The organism is Ectopseudomonas toyotomiensis, assembly GCF_900115695.1.
GTDB lineage: Bacteria > Pseudomonadota > Gammaproteobacteria > Pseudomonadales > Pseudomonadaceae > Aquipseudomonas > Aquipseudomonas toyotomiensis.
In genome coordinates this window covers 246,078-262,012 of sequence record NZ_FOXK01000005.1, presented here as the reverse complement: position 1 = coordinate 262,012, position 15,935 = coordinate 246,078, and the positions used below count along the sequence as shown (strand labels likewise).

Below are 15,935 nucleotides of genomic sequence, written 5' to 3'. Positions count from 1 at the left end.
ATGACAAGGAGGCTGGGCGCGGTGTTGCTGGTCGTGGCGCTGGCAGCGGGAGCGGCAGGCTGGTGGTGGTCGATGCGCGCGGCCACGCAGTTCGAGACGGTGCAGATCCAGGGTAAGTCGGCGCAGTTGTTCAGCCAGGGCGAGGCACGTCAGCGCGTGCTGCTGCTCGCGCCGGCCGAGCAGACGCTGGATGCAGCCACGCTGCGCCGTCTTGGCGAAGCCGGCGATCTGCGCCTGCTGCAATTGCCCTTCGTCGCGGGCGACTGCGAGGCGCAGCAGCAGTTGCTCAGCCTGGCCAGTGAGCGCCTGGGTGGCGCGCCGACCTTGGTGGCCGGTATCGGTCCGGCGGCGGCCTCGGCCTGGCGCTGGCTGGCGGCGCAGCACGATGATCAGGCCCAGGCGCTGTCGGTCGGTTTCGACCTGGCCAAGCTCGATTGCGCTGAGCCCCTGCCGAGCAAGGCCGAGCATGGTCACTGGATCGCCCTGTGGAACGACAACCCGGGTGACGACAACGCCCGCTTCCTGCGTGAACAGGCTAACGGCGAGCCACGCATCGGCGCATTGGGCACGCCGCTGCCAACACTGCTGGCTGACCAGCTGCAACACCTGCTTGCTGGCCAGGGCGCGGCGATGCCGGTGATCGAGCATCCCTCGGCGCAACCGGCCGATACCCTGACCCTGTTCTATTCCGGTGATGGCGGCTGGCGTGACCTCGACCGCGCTTCCGCCGAGCACATGGCCGCTGCCGGTTATCCGGTGGTGGGTATCGACACCCTGCGTTACTACTGGCAGCACAAAAGCCCGGAACAGAGCGCCGCCGACCTGTCGCGGCTGATGCAGCAGTACCGCGACAAATGGCATGTGCAGCGCTTCGTGCTGGCCGGTTATTCCTTTGGCGCCGACGTGCTACCGGCGATCTACAACCGCTTGCCGGCCAGTGATCAGCAGCAGGTCGACACCATGCTGCTGCTGGCCTTCGCCCGCAGCGGCAGTTTCGAGATCGCCGTCAGCGGCTGGCTCGGCAAGGATGGCGCGGAGGCGCCGACTGGCTCCGAACTGCGCAAGGTGCCGGCAGCCAAGGTGTATTGCATCTACGGCAGCGAGGAAGCGCCCGAAAGCGGCTGCACCGAAGCCGGTGCCCCGGGCGAGCACCTGATGATCGAGGGCGGCCACCACTTCAATGGTGACTACGCTGCGCTGGCGCAGAAGATGCTGGCGGCGATAAAGGCGCGGCAGCCGTGACGCATGCTAATGAATTGCCGTGATTCTGTAGGAGCGGATTCATCCGCGAAAAATCGCGGCTAAAGCCGCTCCTACAAGATTGCGCGCAGCAGGGCGTGAACCAGCCTCAATTGGCCTCGTTCACCGCACTCAGAAACGCCTTGGTTCGCTCCTGCTGCGGGTTGCCGAATAGTTGATCCGGCGTGCCCTGTTCATGGATGCAGCCCTGGTGGAAGAAGCACACGCGGTCAGCGAACTCGCGGGCGAAGCCCATCTGGTGGGTGACCATGAGCATGGTCAGGTTGTGCTCGCTGCCGAGTCGGCGAATCACGTTGAGCACTTCGCCGCACAGCTCCGGGTCGAGCGCCGAGGTCACCTCGTCGAACAGCATCACCTTGGGGCGCATCGCCAGGGCGCGGGCGATGGCCACGCGCTGCTGCTGACCGCCGGAGAGCTGCGAGGGGAAATGGCGCAGCTTCTCGCCCAGACCGACCATCGCCAGCAGGTCTTCAGCGCGTTCTGTCGCTTCTTTCCTGCCCATGCCGAGCACCTGCATCGGCGCCTCGATCACGTTCTGCAGCGCGCACATGTGCGGGAACAGGTTGAAGCTCTGGAATACCATGCCGATCTTGCCGCGCACCTTGCGCTGGTGGCTGGCGCTGGCTGGCACCAGGCGACCATCGCGCGCCGGCATGTGGGTCAGCGGCTCGTCGTCGACGCAAATCACGCCTTCGTCGATGCTCTCAAGGGTCATCAGCGCGCGCAGCAAGGTCGACTTGCCCGAGCCGCTGGGGCCGATGATCGCCACCTTCTCGCCAGGGGCGACGTCCAGGTTGAGCTTGTTGAGCACGGTGAGGTTGCCGTAACGCTTGGTCACGTCGGTGAAGCGGACGATGGGCTGGGTCATGGAGGAACTCCCTGCGGCGTCTTTAGAGTTTATAAAAGCAGTCATCGGGCAGTGACCTCCAGCCGATCTTCCACGCGCCGCACGCACCAGGCCAGGGCCAGGCTCAGCAGCAGGAAGAAAAGACCGACCATGGTGATGGGCTCGAGGTAGCGGAAGCTCTCCGAACCGATGTTCTTGGCTTGCTGCATGATCTCTACCACGGTGATGGCCGACAGCACCGGGGTGTCCTTGAGCATGGCCACCAGGTAGTTGCCCAGCGCCGGCAGGATCGGGCGCAGCGCCTGCGGCAGGATGATCTGCCGATAGGCCGACAGCGGCGACATGTTCAGCGCCGTCACCGCCTCCCATTGGCCACGCGGCACCGCATCCAGGCCGGCGCGGTACACCTCGGCGGTGTAGCAGGCATAGTGCAGGGCAATACCGAGGATACCCGCCTGCAGCGCGGTGAGGTTGAGCCCGTAGTTGGGGAACACGTAGAACAGGAAGTAAACCTGGATCAGCAGCGGCGTGCTGCGGATGAACTCGATCAGCCCGGCCACCGGCCAGGACAACCACAGGTGCTTGCTGCGCCGGGCGATGGCCAGCAGCAGGCCGACGACGATGGCGATGGCAAAACCGGCGAAGGTGATCAGCAGGGTGTTGAGCGAGGCCTTGAGCAGGTCCGGGAGGATGCTCAGGGCGAAATCCCAGTCGAAGAAATTCATTGCAGGCCTCCGCGCATCCGGCCACGGCTCAGGCGTTTTTCCAGCAGGCGCATGCCGAGGTTGATCACCTGGGCCATGAGGAAATACAGCACCAGGGCCAGGGCGAAGATCTCCAGGGTCATGAAGGTCGCCTGATCCAGCTGACGGGCACGGAAGGCCAGGTCGGACAGGGTGATCAGCGACACCAGCGAGGTGTTCTTCAGCAGTTCGATCAGCAGGTTGGTGCCCGGCGGAATCGCCGCCAACAGCGCCTGCGGTAGGATGATGCGCAGGAAGCGTTTCGAGGGACGCATGTTCAGCGCGGTGCAGGCCTCATACTGACCCTTGGCCACTGAGCGGATGGCGCCGCGCATCACTTCCGCGCCATAGGCGCCGATGTGCAGGCCGAGGCCGACGATGGCCACGGCGAAGGCGCTCATCTCGACGTTGAACGGCGGCATCGGCAGCACGAAGTACAGCCAGAACAGCTGCACCAGCAGTGAAGTGCCGCGGAAGATCTCGATGTAGGTGATCGCCAGCCAGCGCAGCGGAGCGATCGGCGACAGGCGGCCGAGGGCGGCGATCACTGCGCTGACGATGGCCAGTAGCGAGCCCCAGAAGGTGACTTGCACGGTGACCCAGGCGCCTTGCAGCAGCAGGGGGAGAAGATCGGTCATGGGTGTCTACCGCTCTATGCAGGGAAATACGCCACGCACCTGGGTGCGCGGCGTAACCCGTGCATTACTGGCCGCAGAGTTCGGCGGCGGTCTTGTCGGTGATGTTGGACTGGTCGAAGCCGAAGGGCTCCACCGTGGCTAGATGCTCTTCGCTGCCCAGCCACTTTTTCAGCTCGGCATTCACCGCATCGCGCAGCTCCTTGTCTTCCGGGCGGAAGGCCAGGGCGCCGTAGCCGGTGTGGGCTGGATCGTCCTTGAATTCGGCGATGGCTTCGACGCTGTCGCCACCCTTGTCGGCCAGGCCCTTCATGGTCAACTGGGTGCCGACTGCAGCGTCGGCGCGACCGGCGCGCACGGCCTGCAGCTGTGCGGTGGTGTCCGGCACCTGGAGGATCTGCTCGTCAGTGATACCGGAATTACGGGCATAACCCAGGTTCACCGTGCCGGACATGATTGCCACCTTGGCACCGCTCTTGGCGATGTCTTCGTAGCTGTGCAGGCCCTTCGGGTTGCCGGCTTTCACCAGCAGGGTATCGGGCAATTGGTAGTGCGGGTCGGTGAACAGCACCTGCTTGCAGCGCTCGGGGGTGATGTACATGCCGGCGGCGATTAGGTCGAAGCGGCTGGCGCGCAGGCCGGGGATCAGCGAACCCCATTCGGTCAGCACCGGGTTGATCTTCTCGACACCCATGCGCTCGAAGATCTTCTTGACGATCTCTGGCGACTCGCCGGTGACGCTGCCGTCCAGGGCGGTGTAGGCGAACGGCGTTTCGTTGGCGTAGCCGATGCGCACGCTGCTGCTGTCCTTGACCTTGTCCAGGGTCGAGGCCTGGGCGCCGGCGGCGAGACCGCTGAGCAGGGCACAGGCCAGTGCGAGGTGGCCGAAGCGGGAGGGGATAACGCTACTCATCTTGGTGTTCTCCTGTTTCTTGTAGTCCGCCAACGGCGGCGTGCTGTGTTAGGAGGCAGGTAAATCAAGAGCGTTGGAGCGCTGTTCGCGCCAGGTGGTCATTCTTCTGAGGTGCCAAGGCACTGTTTTCCACCCTTGGCCCGAGCATACAAAGGCTATTTTCGCTACGGCATTGCACTAGGACAATTGAATCGTAACGCCTCGCGCGGGATGCTTGAGCGCAATCGCCAGAGGAGCCATCGATGCACAACTGGAAGAAGGCCCTGGCCAACGCCCGTCCGGGCGAATCGAAATACAAGCTGCTGGTCCAGGCGGTCGCCGCCGACATTGAACAGGGTACCTTGCTCGACGGCCAGCGGTTGCCACCGCAACGCCAGGTTTCGGATGCCCTGGGCATCAGCGTGCAGACCGTGACCAACGCCTACAAGGAGCTGGAGCGCCAGGGCCGGGTGCGCTGCGAGGTGGGCCGTGGCAGCTTCGTTTCGCGGCGTACCAGTGAGCGTGTGGCCACCAGCATGCTCGATCAAACCGAGCAGGCGCTGATGGACTTTTCCAATGCGCGTATCCTGCATACGGCTGATCACGACCGCCTGTGGCGGCAGACCTGCCTGGAGCTGGCGCAGGAGCCGGACCAACCGTGGATTCACGCCTTCCGCCCGATTGCCGGCATGCAGCACCAGCGCGAGGCCGCGGTGCGCTGGCTGGCGCGCCTGGGTATGGATGTGGGCACCGAGGACGTGCTGCTGACCAGCGGCGCCGCCCACGGTATTTTCCTCGCCTTGGCTACCCTGGCCGGCCCGGATGACGTGGTGCTCTGCGAAGGGCTGACCGACCACGGCGCCATCGGTAGCTCGCAGGTGCTCGGCTTCACCCTCAAGGGCCTGGAGATGGATCGCTACGGCCTGAACCCCGAGCATTTCGAGGACATGTGCGGCAACGAGCGCATCACCGCGCTGGTTTGCACGCCCAACCTCAACAACCCCACCAGCGCGCTGATGCCCGACGAGCGCCGCCGCGAGATCGCCGAGATCGCCCGCCGCTATGGCGTGTACATCATCGAGGACGACGTCTACGGCCCGCTGCTGGCCGGCCAACAGAGCACCCGGCCGCTGAGCCATTATGCGCCGGAGCTGTCGTTCTACTGCACCAGCATGACCAAGTCGGTACTCACCGGCCTGCGTATCGGCTACCTGGTGATGCCCAAGCGCCTGGCCCTGCGCACCGAGAGCATCCTGCGGGTCAACAGCTGGATGGCGCCGTCGCTGCTCGGTGAAATCGCCACGCGCTGGATCGACTCCGGCGAGGCCGAGGACCTGGTGCAGCTGCAGCGGCAGCTGCTGGCCAACCGACAGGCGCTGGTGGAACAGGAGCTGGGAGAGCACCTGATCGGCAACCACCCCTATTCGCTCAACAGCTGGCTGCGCGTGCCCGAAGGCTGGGAAACCGATGGCCTGCTGCGCGAGCTGCGTCGGCGCAACGTCGCGCTGACCCTGCCCGACCCTTTCGTCCCGCCCGGCATGCCGCGGCCGCGCGCGGTACGTTTGTGCGTCGGCGCCGAATGCAGCGAAGCGAAGATGCGCCAGGGCGTGCAGATCGTGCGGGACGTGTTCGAGCAGTATCCGAAGGTGCATGATTTCTGAGTGATGGCTTGGGGTTGGTGCGCACGGCGCACCCTACGTGCCCGACGGTGCGCGGACTCAGCCCCCTCTCCCGCTTGCGGGAGAGGGTTGGGGAGAGGGGCTCTTGTAGCCGGATGAAATCCGGGAGCGGTTTGCACCAATGCTTCTGGGTTACATCGGTGCGCACGGCGCACCCTACGCAAACGCACCGATTTTTTACCTCTTGAAGTGCCCGAATAAAAAATCGTCCTAGTACATTCAGCCGCTCAATTTCCCGCTCATACACTCGGCCGCACACCTTCACGGAATGTGTGCCATGTCTTCCATCCCCTTCGATGAACTGCTGCAGGCCCGCCAGCGTATCGCCGGCCTGGTGCGCCAGACGCCGCTGGAGCACTCGCCCAGCCTGAGCCGCCTGGCCGGTGTGCCGGTGTGGCTGAAACTGGAGTCGCAGCAGGCGACCGGCAGCTTCAAGCTGCGCGGCGCGAGCAATGCGGTGGCGCAGCTGGATGCCGAGCAGAAACGCCTCGGCGTGGTCACTGCCTCCACCGGCAACCACGGCCGCGCGCTGGCCTACGCCGCCTCGCAGCAGAGTGTGAAGGCCATCGTCTGCCTCTCCGAGCTGGTGCCGCAGAACAAGGTGCGTGCGATTCGCGAGCTGGGCGCCGAGGTGGTGATCAGCGGCCGCAGTCAGGACGATGCCCAACTCGAAGCCCTGCGCATCGCTCGCGAACAGGGTGCCGCGTTTATCCCGCCCTTCGACCACCCGCACGTGATCGCCGGTCAGGGCAGCCTGGGCCTGGAGATTCTCGAACAGTGCCCGGACGTCTGCGAAGTGCTGGTGCCGCTGTCCGGCGGTGGTCTGTTCGCCGGTGTGGCGCTGGCGATCAAGGCGGCCAGTCCAGCCATTCGCACCCACGGCATCAGCATGCAACTGGGCGCGGCGATGCACGCCAGCCTGCAGGCCGGCGAACCGGTCGAGGTAGAGGAACTGCCAACCCTGGCCGATTCCCTCGGCGGCGGTATCGGTCTGGATAACCGCTTCACCTATTCCATCACTCGCGAGCTGTGCGACCAGCTGCACCTGCTCGACGAGGCTTCCATTGCCCGTGGCATTCGTCACGCCTATCGCGAAGAAAGGCTGGTGGTCGAGGGCGCAGCTGCCGTCGGCATCGCCGCCCTGCTCCACGGCCTGATCGAACCACGCGGCCCGGTGGTGGTGGTGATCAGCGGCCGCAACATCGATATCGACCAGCACCTGCGCGTGCTCAATGGCGCCGACGCCTGAGGAACTCCCATGGCCAAGACCCTGATACTCAACCAGGCCGATTTGCGTGGGTGCGTCGGCCTAGACACTGACAGCCTCGCGGTGGTGGAGAACGCCTTCCGCCTGCTCGCCACGGCCGCTGTGGCGATGCCGCCGATCCTGCGTCTGGACGTGCCCGAGCATAACGGCGAGGTGGACGTGAAGACCGCCTATCTGCCAGGCGTCGCCCATTTCGCGATCAAGGTCAGTCCCGGCTTCTTCGATAACCCCAAGCTCGGCCTGCCCAGCCTCAATGGCCTGATGATGCTGTTTTCGGCACAGACCGGCCTGGCCGATGCGCTGCTGCTGGATAACGGCTACCTCACCGCCGTACGCACCGCCGCCGCTGGTGCCGTCGCCGCCAAATGGCTGGCCCGCGAGGACGCCAAGGTGGTCGCCATCCTCGGCGCCGGCGAGCAGGCGCGCCTGCAGTTGCAGGCTCTGCGCCTGGTGCGTGAGGTGCGCGAGGTGCGTATCTGGGCCCGTGACCCCGCCAAGGCCCAGGCCATGGCCGCCGAGCTGGACGATGCGCGCGCGGAGGACAGCGTCGACGCGGCGCTGGATGGCGCCGATATCGCCATCACCACCACGCCCAGTCGCGAGCCGCTGATCCAGCCGCAGCACCTGCGCCCCGGCCTGCATATCACCGCCATGGGCTCGGATGCCGAGCACAAGAACGAGATCGCCCCGGCCGTGCTGGCGCGGGTCGATGCCTATGTCGCCGATCGTCTGAGCCAGACCCGCGTGCTCGGTGAGCTCAATCACGCTATCGCCGCCGGCCTGGTTGCCGCCGATGCTGACTTCGCCGAGCTCGGCCAGGTGATCGCCGGCCAGCGCCCCGGTCGCACCGCGCCCGAGCAGATCACCCTGTGCGACCTCACCGGTACCGGCGCCCAGGACACCGCCATCGCCAGCCTCGCCTATCAGCGCGCCGTCGCGGCCGGCAAAGGCCTCAGTTTCGATTCCTGAAACCTGCGGGCGCGGCACGCCGCGCCTGAATAATTGTTCCATCACGAGGGCAACGCAATGTCCGAAATCGTCGTCAACCTCCCCTTCACTCGGGAGGAATATGCCCAGCGCCTGGCCAAGACGCGTAGCGCCATGCAGGCCAGGGGCATCGAGCTGCTGATCGTCACCGACCCGTCGAACATGGCCTGGCTCACCGGCTATGACGGCTGGTCGTTCTACGTGCACCAGTGCGTGCTGCTGGCGCTCGATGGCGAGCCGGTCTGGTACGGCCGCGGCCAGGACGCCAACGGCGCCAAGCGCACGGTGTTCATGCAGCAGAGCAACATCGTCGGCTACCCCGATCACTACGTGCAGTCCACCGAGCGCCACCCGATGGACTACCTGGCCAAGGAGGTCATTGCCGCGCGTGGCTGGAACAGGCTCAGCATCGGCGTCGAGCTGGACAACTACTACTTCAGCGCTGCCGCCTACGCCTCGCTGCAGCGCAATCTGCCCAACGCGCGCTTCGTCGATTCGACTGCTTTGGTCAACTGGCAGCGGGCGATCAAGTCGTCCACCGAGATCGGCTACATGCGCATCGCGGCGAAGATCGTCGAGCAGATGCACGCGGCGATCTTCGACAAGATCGAGCCGGGCCTGCGCAAGAACGAGCTGGTGGCCGAGATCTACCGCACCGGCATCCTCGGTGCAGACGGCCATGGCGGCGACTATCCGGCCATCGTCCCGCTGCTGCCCACCGGCGCCGATGCCAGCGCGCCGCACCTGACCTGGGACGATTCGCCGATGACCAGCGGCGCCGGCACCTTCTTCGAGATCGCCGGCTGCTACAAGCGCTACCACTGCCCGCTGTCGCGCACAATCTACCTGGGCAAGCCGCCGCAGCATTTCCTCGACGGCGAGAAGGCCGTGGTCGAAGGCATCGCCGCCGGCCTGGAAGCGGCCAAGCCGGGCAATACCACCGGCGATATCGCCCGCGCCTTCTTCAAGGTGCTGGAGAAATTTGGCATCCACAAGGACAGCCGCTGCGGCTACCCCATCGGTATCAGTTATCCGCCGGACTGGGGCGAGCGCACCATGAGCCTGCGCCCGAGCGACGAGAGCGTGCTGCAGCCAGGGATGACCTTCCACTTCATGCCCGGCCTGTGGCTGGACGACTGGGGCCTGGAAATCACCGAGTCGATCCTGATCACCGACAGCGGCGTGGAAACCTTCTGCGACGTGCCGCGCAAGCTGTTCGTGAAGGACTGACGCCATGACCGACGTTCTGCGCGACAACCCCATCAGCCCCACGGTCGATTTCGACCGTGACGGTGTGCAACACGGCTTCCTCAAGCTGCCCTATTCCCGTGACGATTCGGCCTGGGGCGCGGTGATGATCCCGGTGACCGTGGTGAAGAACGGCAGCGGCCCCACCGCGCTGCTTACCGGCGGCAACCACGGCGATGAATACGAAGGCCCGCTGGCGCTGAGCAAGCTGGCCCAGCGTCTGCGCGCCGAGGACGTCGCTGGTCGGGTGATCATCGTGCCGTTCATGAACACCCCGGCGGTGCAGGCTGGCACCCGCACCTCGCCCATCGACAAGGGCAACCTCAACCGCAGCTTTCCCGGCAAGCCGGACGGCACGGTGACGCAGAAGATCGCCGATTATTTCCAGCGCAGCCTGCTGCCGCTGGCCGACGTGGTGCTGGACATCCACTCCGGCGGCAAGACCCTCGACTTCCTGCCATTCGCCGCCTGCCACGTGCTGCCCGACAAGGCCCAGGACGCCGCTTGCGCCGCCGGCATGCGCGCCTTCGCCGCGCCCTACTGCATGCGCATGCTGGAGCTGGACGCAGTGGGCATGTACGACACCGCTGCCGAGGAGCAGGGTAAGGTGTTCGTCACCACCGAGCTGGGTGGTGGTGGCAGCAGCACGGCGAAAAGCCTGGCCATCGCCGAGCGTGGCGTGCGCAACCTGCTGATCCATTTCGGCCTGCTGCAGGGCGAGATCGAGGCGGGTGAGTCGGTGATGCTCGACATGCCCGACGGCGACTGCTTCGTCGCCAGCGAGGATGACGGTCTGCTGGAGATGTGCCGAGATCTCGGCGCCAGGGTGGAGAAGGGCGAGGTGATCGCGCGGGTGCACAGTGCGCGTCGTACTGGCGAGCCGGCCACCGAATACCGCGCCAAACGCAGCGGCCTGCTCGCTGCCCGGCATTTTCCGGGGCTGGTGAAAGGTGGTGATACCCTCGCAGTCATCGCCGAGGTGGTAGGTTGAGAAAGTCAACCTGCAGCTGCTGTGAGAGTACCTGGCCATGCTCGTGAACACCGATAAGGCAAGAGCTTCGCGAGCAAGCTCGCTCCTACAGGCCTCGCATCGTTCCCAGGATAGGCGTACTGCCGATGCACAAGCTCGACCGCTATGACCTGAAGATTCTGCGCATCCTTGCCGAGGATGGGCGGATCACCAAGTCGGCCCTGGCCAAGGCGATCAACCTCTCGGTGACGCCGGCCTGGGAACGGGTGCGCAAGCTGGAAAGCGCCGGGTTGATTCAGGGATATCGCGCGCAGATCGATTGGGCTGCGCTGTTTCGCAGCCAGCGGGTGCTGGTGGAAATCACCCTGGCCCGCCACACCGCGCAGGATATGCGCCGCTTCGAGCAGCGCCTGAACGAGGCGCCGGAAGTGGGCTTCTGCTACGCCACCGGCGGCGGTGTCGATTACATCGCGATGATCCGCGCCCGCGACATCGACCACTACCAGCGCTTCATCGACCAGCTGCTGCTGGAAGACCTCGGCATCGAGCGCTACTTCACCTATATCGTCACCAAGACCATCAAGGCGGACACGTCGGGCGCGCCCGCCGAACTGGACGACTAACGTACGCCACCATGAGATGTCGGGCATCTGTAGGGTGGATTAGCCGCCTGCCGAGGTGACCGAGCGTTTCACCTTCACCGCCGCCAAGCCATCGCCCTGACCTTAACGGCCTGTGGGGGCGGCTCAGCTGCAGAGGCGTAATTGGGCGCGAATGGTCGGGAATGCGGAGGCATAAGCGGCAAACCGTTCGTCGACTACTACCCCCTGGAACTGAACCAAAGACTTTTCCCGGGAGTCCGTCTCCGGGACGGGCAGGAGGTCCGTTTCCGATGCAATGCCTTGATTCGGAAGGGCTTCCGCGCAAAGGCCAATCACCAGGGTCACTGGGTTTGAATAAGTTCTTCATGTCACTTTGCCTGGGAGGCGCTCTTTTACTGGGAATTTGTACCCAAGCCTCCGCTACCTTTCGCATTCACACCATTCCTGCCACTGCGCCAGCGGCCGCGCCCAAACCGGCCAGCGAAGTGATCGACCGCGCCCTTGGTGCACTGGGCACGCCTTACCGCTGGGGCGGTACCAGCCTGCGCCACGGCTTCGATTGCAGCGGCCTGGTGCAATACGCCTTCAAGACCCAGGACGACCTCGACCTGCCGCGTACCTCCCGCGCCCTGTCGCGCCTGGACGCGCCCTCGGTGAAACGCAGCGACCTGCAGCCGGGCGATCTGCTGTTCTTCCGCATTCGCAGCCGCTCGGTGGATCACGTGGCCATCTACATCGGTGAGGGCCGCTTCGTCCACGCGCCACGGCGCGGCACCAAGGTGCGCATCGACCGCCTCAACAATTCGTACTGGCAGCGGCATTTCCAGTTGGCCAAGCGGGTGGTGCCGGAGGCCTGAGTCAGCGACGGCGCGACCTTTCATCCGGGCGGTCTGAACATCTGCGGGAAAACCTATCCCGCGGGTCAACAACGCGCTAGAATGCGCGCCGCTCGCGGTCATGCCGGCTGCGGCAGTGGGTTCCCTCACCCCACTTCATGAAAAAGGACATCGACATGACCCTGATTCCTGCGTCGGTCAGTCGGCCCGTGCTGGCCGGCCTGATCGCTTTCCATATCCTCATCATCATCGCCAGCAACTACCTGGTGCAGCTGCCGATCACCCTGTTCGGCTGGCATACCACCTGGGGTGCGTTCAGCTTTCCGTTCATCTTCCTGGCCACCGACCTCACCGTGCGTCTGATCGGCAAGCATGCCGCACGCGTGGTGATCGCCCGGGTGATGCTGCCTGCGCTGGTCGCCTCCTATGTGGTGTCTGTGCTGTTTCACGAAGGTGCTTTTGGCGGCCTGGCGACGCTGGGCGACTTCAACCTGTTCGTCTTCCGTATCGCCGTGGCCAGCTTCCTGGCCTACGCCTTCGGCCAGTTGCTCGATATCCAGGTGTTCGACCGCCTGCGCAAGATGCGCCAGTGGTGGGTCGCGCCGACGGCCTCGACCATCTTCGGCAACCTGCTCGATACCTTCCTGTTCTTCTCGGTGGCCTTCTGGCGCAGCGACGATCCCTTCATGGCCGCCAACTGGGTAGAGATCGCCACGGTGGACTACGTGATCAAGCTGGCCATCAGCCTGATCCTCTTCGTGCCGCTGTACGGCATGCTACTCAGCGCCATCGTGCGGGCGTTGCCGCAGCGCACCGCTACCGCCTGAGTCAAACCTTAGCAATCCGGGGGCAGCGGTGCGCACGGCGCACCCTACAGAAGGAGCACGGCGGTTTCGGATGTGAGCAGAAAAACCGCCTGTTCGCCGATCACCTTCAGAAAAAACTGCTGTCACGCCGCACCGGCTTGGAAAAAACGCCAAGCCACCCTTCCCTAGCATGTCTCCCATGCCCATCGGCCCGGAGACATCGCCATGCCCCTCGACCATCCCCTGCTGTTCAAATCGCTGTGCTACGTCGACGGTCACTGGCTGCACAGTGACGACGGCGCCAGCATCGCCGTGCACAACCCGGCCGACCAGAGTGTGATCGGCCATGTGCCGATGCTTGGTCAGACGCAGATCGTCGCCGCGGTGGACGCCGCCCAGCGCGCGCTCGCCGACTGGCGCGAGCAGAGCCTGGAAACCCGCGCGGCGTTGCTGCGGCGCTGGGCCGAGCTGATCCTGCAGCATCAGGAAGATCTGGCGCGCATCCTCAGTCAGGAACAGGGCAAGCCGTTGGCCGAAGCCCGTGGCGAGATCCGCTACGCCGCCAGTTTCATCCCCTGGTTCGCCGAGGAGGCGCGCCGGCTCTACGGCCAGACCATTCCCAGTCATATCCCCGGTGCCCAGCTCGGTACGCTGAAGGAGCCGGTCGGCGTTTGCGCCCTGCTCACGCCCTGGAACTTCCCCAGCGCGATGATCACCCGCAAGGCCGCTGCAGCGTTGGCGGCTGGCTGCACCGTGGTGGTCAAACCAGCGCACGAGACGCCCTATTCAGCCTTTGCCCTGGCGCAACTAGCCGAGGAAGCCGGCTTGCCGGCTGGCGTGTTCAATGTGGTGTTGGGCGAGCCGCAGATGGCCATGGAAACCCTGGTGAAGGACACGCGGGTGCGCTCGGTTAGCTTCACCGGCTCGACCCGCGTCGGCAAGCTGGTGCTGCAGGCTGCCGCTGAGGATGTGAAGAAAGTGGCGCTGGAGTTGGGTGGCAACGCGCCGCTGATCGTCTGCGCCGACGCCGACCTGGATCACGCCGTGCAGGTGGCGCTGGATGCCAAGTTCCAGACCTCTGGCCAGGACTGCTGCGCCGCCAACCGCATTCTGGTCGAGCGACCGGTGTACGAAGAATTTCTACAGCGCTTCGCCAAGGCCGTGCGCGACCTGCGCGTCGGCCCTGGCCATGACGCGCGCAACCAGATCGGTCCGCTGATGCACCAGGCTGCGTTGGACGTAACAGCTGCCCGGGTTGCCGATGCCATCGAACAGGGCGCGCGCCTGCTGGCCGGAGGCGAGCCCCATGCGCTGGGCGGCTGGTTCTGGCAGCCGACGCTGTTGGCCGACGTTACCGATAGCATGCGCATCTACCGCGAGGAGAACTTCGCCCCTATCGCCGGTGTGCGCGCTTTCGACACCCTGGAGCAAGCCGTGGCCATGGCCAATGACACCGAATACGGTCTGGCCGCCTACATTTGTTCCAACCGCGTGGACGTCGTCCACCCGCTGATCCGCCGCCTCGACCACGCCATGGTGGCGGTCAACGGCACCAAGTTCACCGGCCACCCGATCCCATTCGGTGGCATGAAAGCCTCAGGCCTCGGCCGCGAGGGCGGCACGGAAGGCTTCGAGCCCTTCGTCGAAACCAAGTACTTCTGCATTCATCACCAGGGCCAGCGCTACTGAGCCCATCCGGAGGATTACCCATGAGCCATTACGACGAGCTGTTCGAGCAGGACCGTGCCCACTTCATGCACCCGTCCACCCACGCCCATGACCACGCCAGCGGCGCGCTCAAGGGCCGTATCATCACCGGCGCCTCGGGCATCCGCATTCAGGATCATGAAGGCCGCGAGCTGCTCGACGCCTTTGCCGGCCTGTACTGCGTGAACATCGGCTACGGCCGCACCGAGGTGGCCGAGGCGATCTACAAGCAGGCCAAGGAACTGGCCTACTACCACACCTACGTGGGTCACTCGACCGAGGCCATCATCGAGCTGTCGGCGCGCATCATCGACTGGGCGCCCAAGGGCATGAAGAAGGTCTACTACGGCCTGTCCGGTTCGGACGCCAACGAGACCCAGATCAAGCTGGTGCGTTACTACAACAACGTGCTCGGTCGCCCGGCGAAGAAGAAGATCATCTCCCGCCAGCGCGGCTACCACGGCTCGGGCATCATGACCGGCAGCCTCACCGGCCTGGCCAGCTTCCATCAGCACTTCGACCTGCCTCACGCGGACATCAAACACGCCGCCTGCCCGCACTTCTACAAGGCACCGACCGGCATGGACGAAGCGGCTTTCGTGCGCCACTGCGCCGAGGATCTGGAGCGTCTGATCCTGGCCGAAGGCCCGGAGACCGTGGCCGCTTTCATCGGTGAGCCGGTGATGGGCACCGGCGGCATCATCGTCCCGCCCACCGGTTACTGGCAGGCGATCCAGGCCGTGCTGGCCAAGTACGACATTCTGTTGATCGCCGACGAAGTGGTCTGCGCCTTCGGCCGTCTGGGCACGCCGATGGGCAGCCAGATGTTCGGCATGCAGCCGGACCTGATCACCACCGCCAAGGGCCTGACCAGTGCCTACGCGCCGCTGTCGGCGGTGATTGTCGGCGAGAAGGTGTGGAACGTGATCGATGAGGCCTCCAGCCGTGACGGCGCCATGGGCCATGGCTGGACCTACTCCGGCCATCCGATCTGCGCCGCCGCTGCGCTGGCCAACCTGGATATTCTCGAAAAGGAAAATATCTCTGCCAACGCCGCCGACGTCGGCGCCTACCTCAACCAGCAACTGCGCCAGACCTTCGAAGGCCATCCGCTGGTAGGTGAAGTGCGTGGTGTCGGCATGCTCGCCGCGTTGGAGTTCATGGCCGACAAGGAGGCGCGCACGCCATTCGACCCGGCGCTCAAGGTCGGTCCGCGGGTTTCCGCTGCCTGCCTGGAGCGCGGCATGATCGCCCGCGCCATGCCGCACGGCGACATCCTCGGCTTCGCCCCGCCGTTGGTGCTGACCCGCGCCGAAGCGGATGAAGTGGTGGGTATCGCCAAGGCGGCGGTGGATGCGGTGGCGAGTGAGGTGCTTTGAGGCGAACCGCTGCAATGGGCTTCAGCGTGAAAGTCGAAGCCCTTCGCCAATTCGGTGCGCACGGCGCACCCTACAAC

15 protein-coding genes are annotated in these 15,935 nt (G+C 65.2%); 11 read left to right on the top strand and 4 right to left on the bottom strand.

Going from position 1 to position 15,935, the window contains the following annotated elements; genetic code table 11:
• Nucleotides 1-1,242, top strand: coding sequence for a virulence factor family protein (locus tag BM186_RS12210; protein WP_074915539.1), 1,242 nt, complete (start codon nucleotides 1-3; stop codon nucleotides 1,240-1,242).
• Between the two features lie 106 nt (nucleotides 1,243-1,348).
• On the opposite strand, the gene ehuA is transcribed toward BM186_RS12210, so the two are convergent.
• From ehuA to ehuB, 4 genes are all read right to left on the bottom strand, one after another.
• Nucleotides 1,349-2,128 carry an ectoine/hydroxyectoine ABC transporter ATP-binding protein EhuA gene (gene ehuA / locus BM186_RS12205; protein ID WP_074915537.1) on the bottom strand — a complete coding sequence of 260 codons (780 nt, stop codon included), beginning with the start codon at nucleotides 2,126-2,128 and terminating at the stop codon, nucleotides 1,349-1,351.
• A 41-nt stretch (nucleotides 2,129-2,169) separates the two neighbouring features.
• Nucleotides 2,170-2,832, bottom strand: a complete 663-nt coding sequence (gene ehuD, locus BM186_RS12200; protein WP_072425130.1) for an ectoine/hydroxyectoine ABC transporter permease subunit EhuD — start codon at nucleotides 2,830-2,832, stop codon at nucleotides 2,170-2,172.
• Nucleotides 2,829-3,488 (bottom strand): ectoine/hydroxyectoine ABC transporter permease subunit EhuC, encoded by a 660-nt coding sequence (gene ehuC, locus BM186_RS12195; protein WP_072425129.1) that lies wholly within the window; start codon nucleotides 3,486-3,488, stop codon nucleotides 2,829-2,831. Before ehuC ends, ehuD begins: the two co-directional genes overlap by 4 nt.
• Before the next feature lie 64 nt (nucleotides 3,489-3,552).
• Nucleotides 3,553-4,398, bottom strand: a complete 846-nt coding sequence (ehuB, locus tag BM186_RS12190; protein ID WP_074915535.1) for an ectoine/hydroxyectoine ABC transporter substrate-binding protein EhuB — start codon at nucleotides 4,396-4,398, stop codon at nucleotides 3,553-3,555.
• Nucleotides 4,399-4,640: 242 nt separating this feature from the next.
• Between ehuB and ehuR the strand changes: the two genes are divergently transcribed.
• From ehuR to BM186_RS12140, 10 genes are all read left to right on the top strand, one after another.
• Nucleotides 4,641-6,038, top strand: coding sequence for a MocR-like ectoine utilization transcription factor EhuR (gene ehuR / locus BM186_RS12185; RefSeq protein ID WP_074915534.1), 1,398 nt, complete (start codon nucleotides 4,641-4,643; stop codon nucleotides 6,036-6,038).
• 295 nt (nucleotides 6,039-6,333) lie between these two features.
• The gene (gene eutB, locus BM186_RS12180; RefSeq protein WP_074915532.1) at nucleotides 6,334-7,305 is read left to right on the top strand and encodes a hydroxyectoine utilization dehydratase EutB; all 972 of its coding nucleotides are present in this window, start codon (nucleotides 6,334-6,336) and stop codon (nucleotides 7,303-7,305) included.
• 9 nt (nucleotides 7,306-7,314) lie between these two features.
• On the top strand, nucleotides 7,315-8,292 hold the full coding sequence (gene eutC, locus BM186_RS12175; RefSeq protein WP_074915530.1) for an ectoine utilization protein EutC: 978 nt from the start codon (nucleotides 7,315-7,317) through the stop codon (nucleotides 8,290-8,292).
• A gap of 57 nt (nucleotides 8,293-8,349) precedes the next feature.
• Nucleotides 8,350-9,540, top strand: coding sequence for an ectoine hydrolase DoeA (gene doeA, locus BM186_RS12170; RefSeq protein ID WP_074915528.1), 1,191 nt, complete (start codon nucleotides 8,350-8,352; stop codon nucleotides 9,538-9,540).
• Nucleotides 9,541-9,544: 4 nt separating this feature from the next.
• Nucleotides 9,545-10,549 (top strand): N(2)-acetyl-L-2,4-diaminobutanoate deacetylase DoeB, encoded by a 1,005-nt coding sequence (gene doeB, locus BM186_RS12165; RefSeq protein ID WP_074915526.1) that lies wholly within the window; start codon nucleotides 9,545-9,547, stop codon nucleotides 10,547-10,549.
• Between the two features lie 125 nt (nucleotides 10,550-10,674).
• A complete protein-coding gene (locus BM186_RS12160; RefSeq protein ID WP_072425122.1) occupies nucleotides 10,675-11,151 on the top strand; it encodes an Lrp/AsnC family transcriptional regulator in 477 nt (158 codons plus the stop codon).
• Between the two features lie 269 nt (nucleotides 11,152-11,420).
• A complete protein-coding gene (locus tag BM186_RS12155) occupies nucleotides 11,421-11,987 on the top strand; it encodes a C40 family peptidase (protein WP_033377397.1) in 567 nt (188 codons plus the stop codon).
• Nucleotides 11,988-12,142: 155 nt separating this feature from the next.
• The gene (locus BM186_RS12150) at nucleotides 12,143-12,793 is read left to right on the top strand and encodes a 7-cyano-7-deazaguanine/7-aminomethyl-7-deazaguanine transporter (protein WP_072425121.1); all 651 of its coding nucleotides are present in this window, start codon (nucleotides 12,143-12,145) and stop codon (nucleotides 12,791-12,793) included.
• Nucleotides 12,794-12,997: 204 nt separating this feature from the next.
• Nucleotides 12,998-14,461, top strand: coding sequence for an NAD-dependent succinate-semialdehyde dehydrogenase (locus BM186_RS12145; protein ID WP_072425120.1), 1,464 nt, complete (start codon nucleotides 12,998-13,000; stop codon nucleotides 14,459-14,461).
• 20 nt (nucleotides 14,462-14,481) lie between these two features.
• Nucleotides 14,482-15,858 (top strand): aspartate aminotransferase family protein, encoded by a 1,377-nt coding sequence (locus tag BM186_RS12140; protein WP_072425119.1) that lies wholly within the window; start codon nucleotides 14,482-14,484, stop codon nucleotides 15,856-15,858.
• Nucleotides 15,859-15,935: the final 77 nt, after the last annotated feature.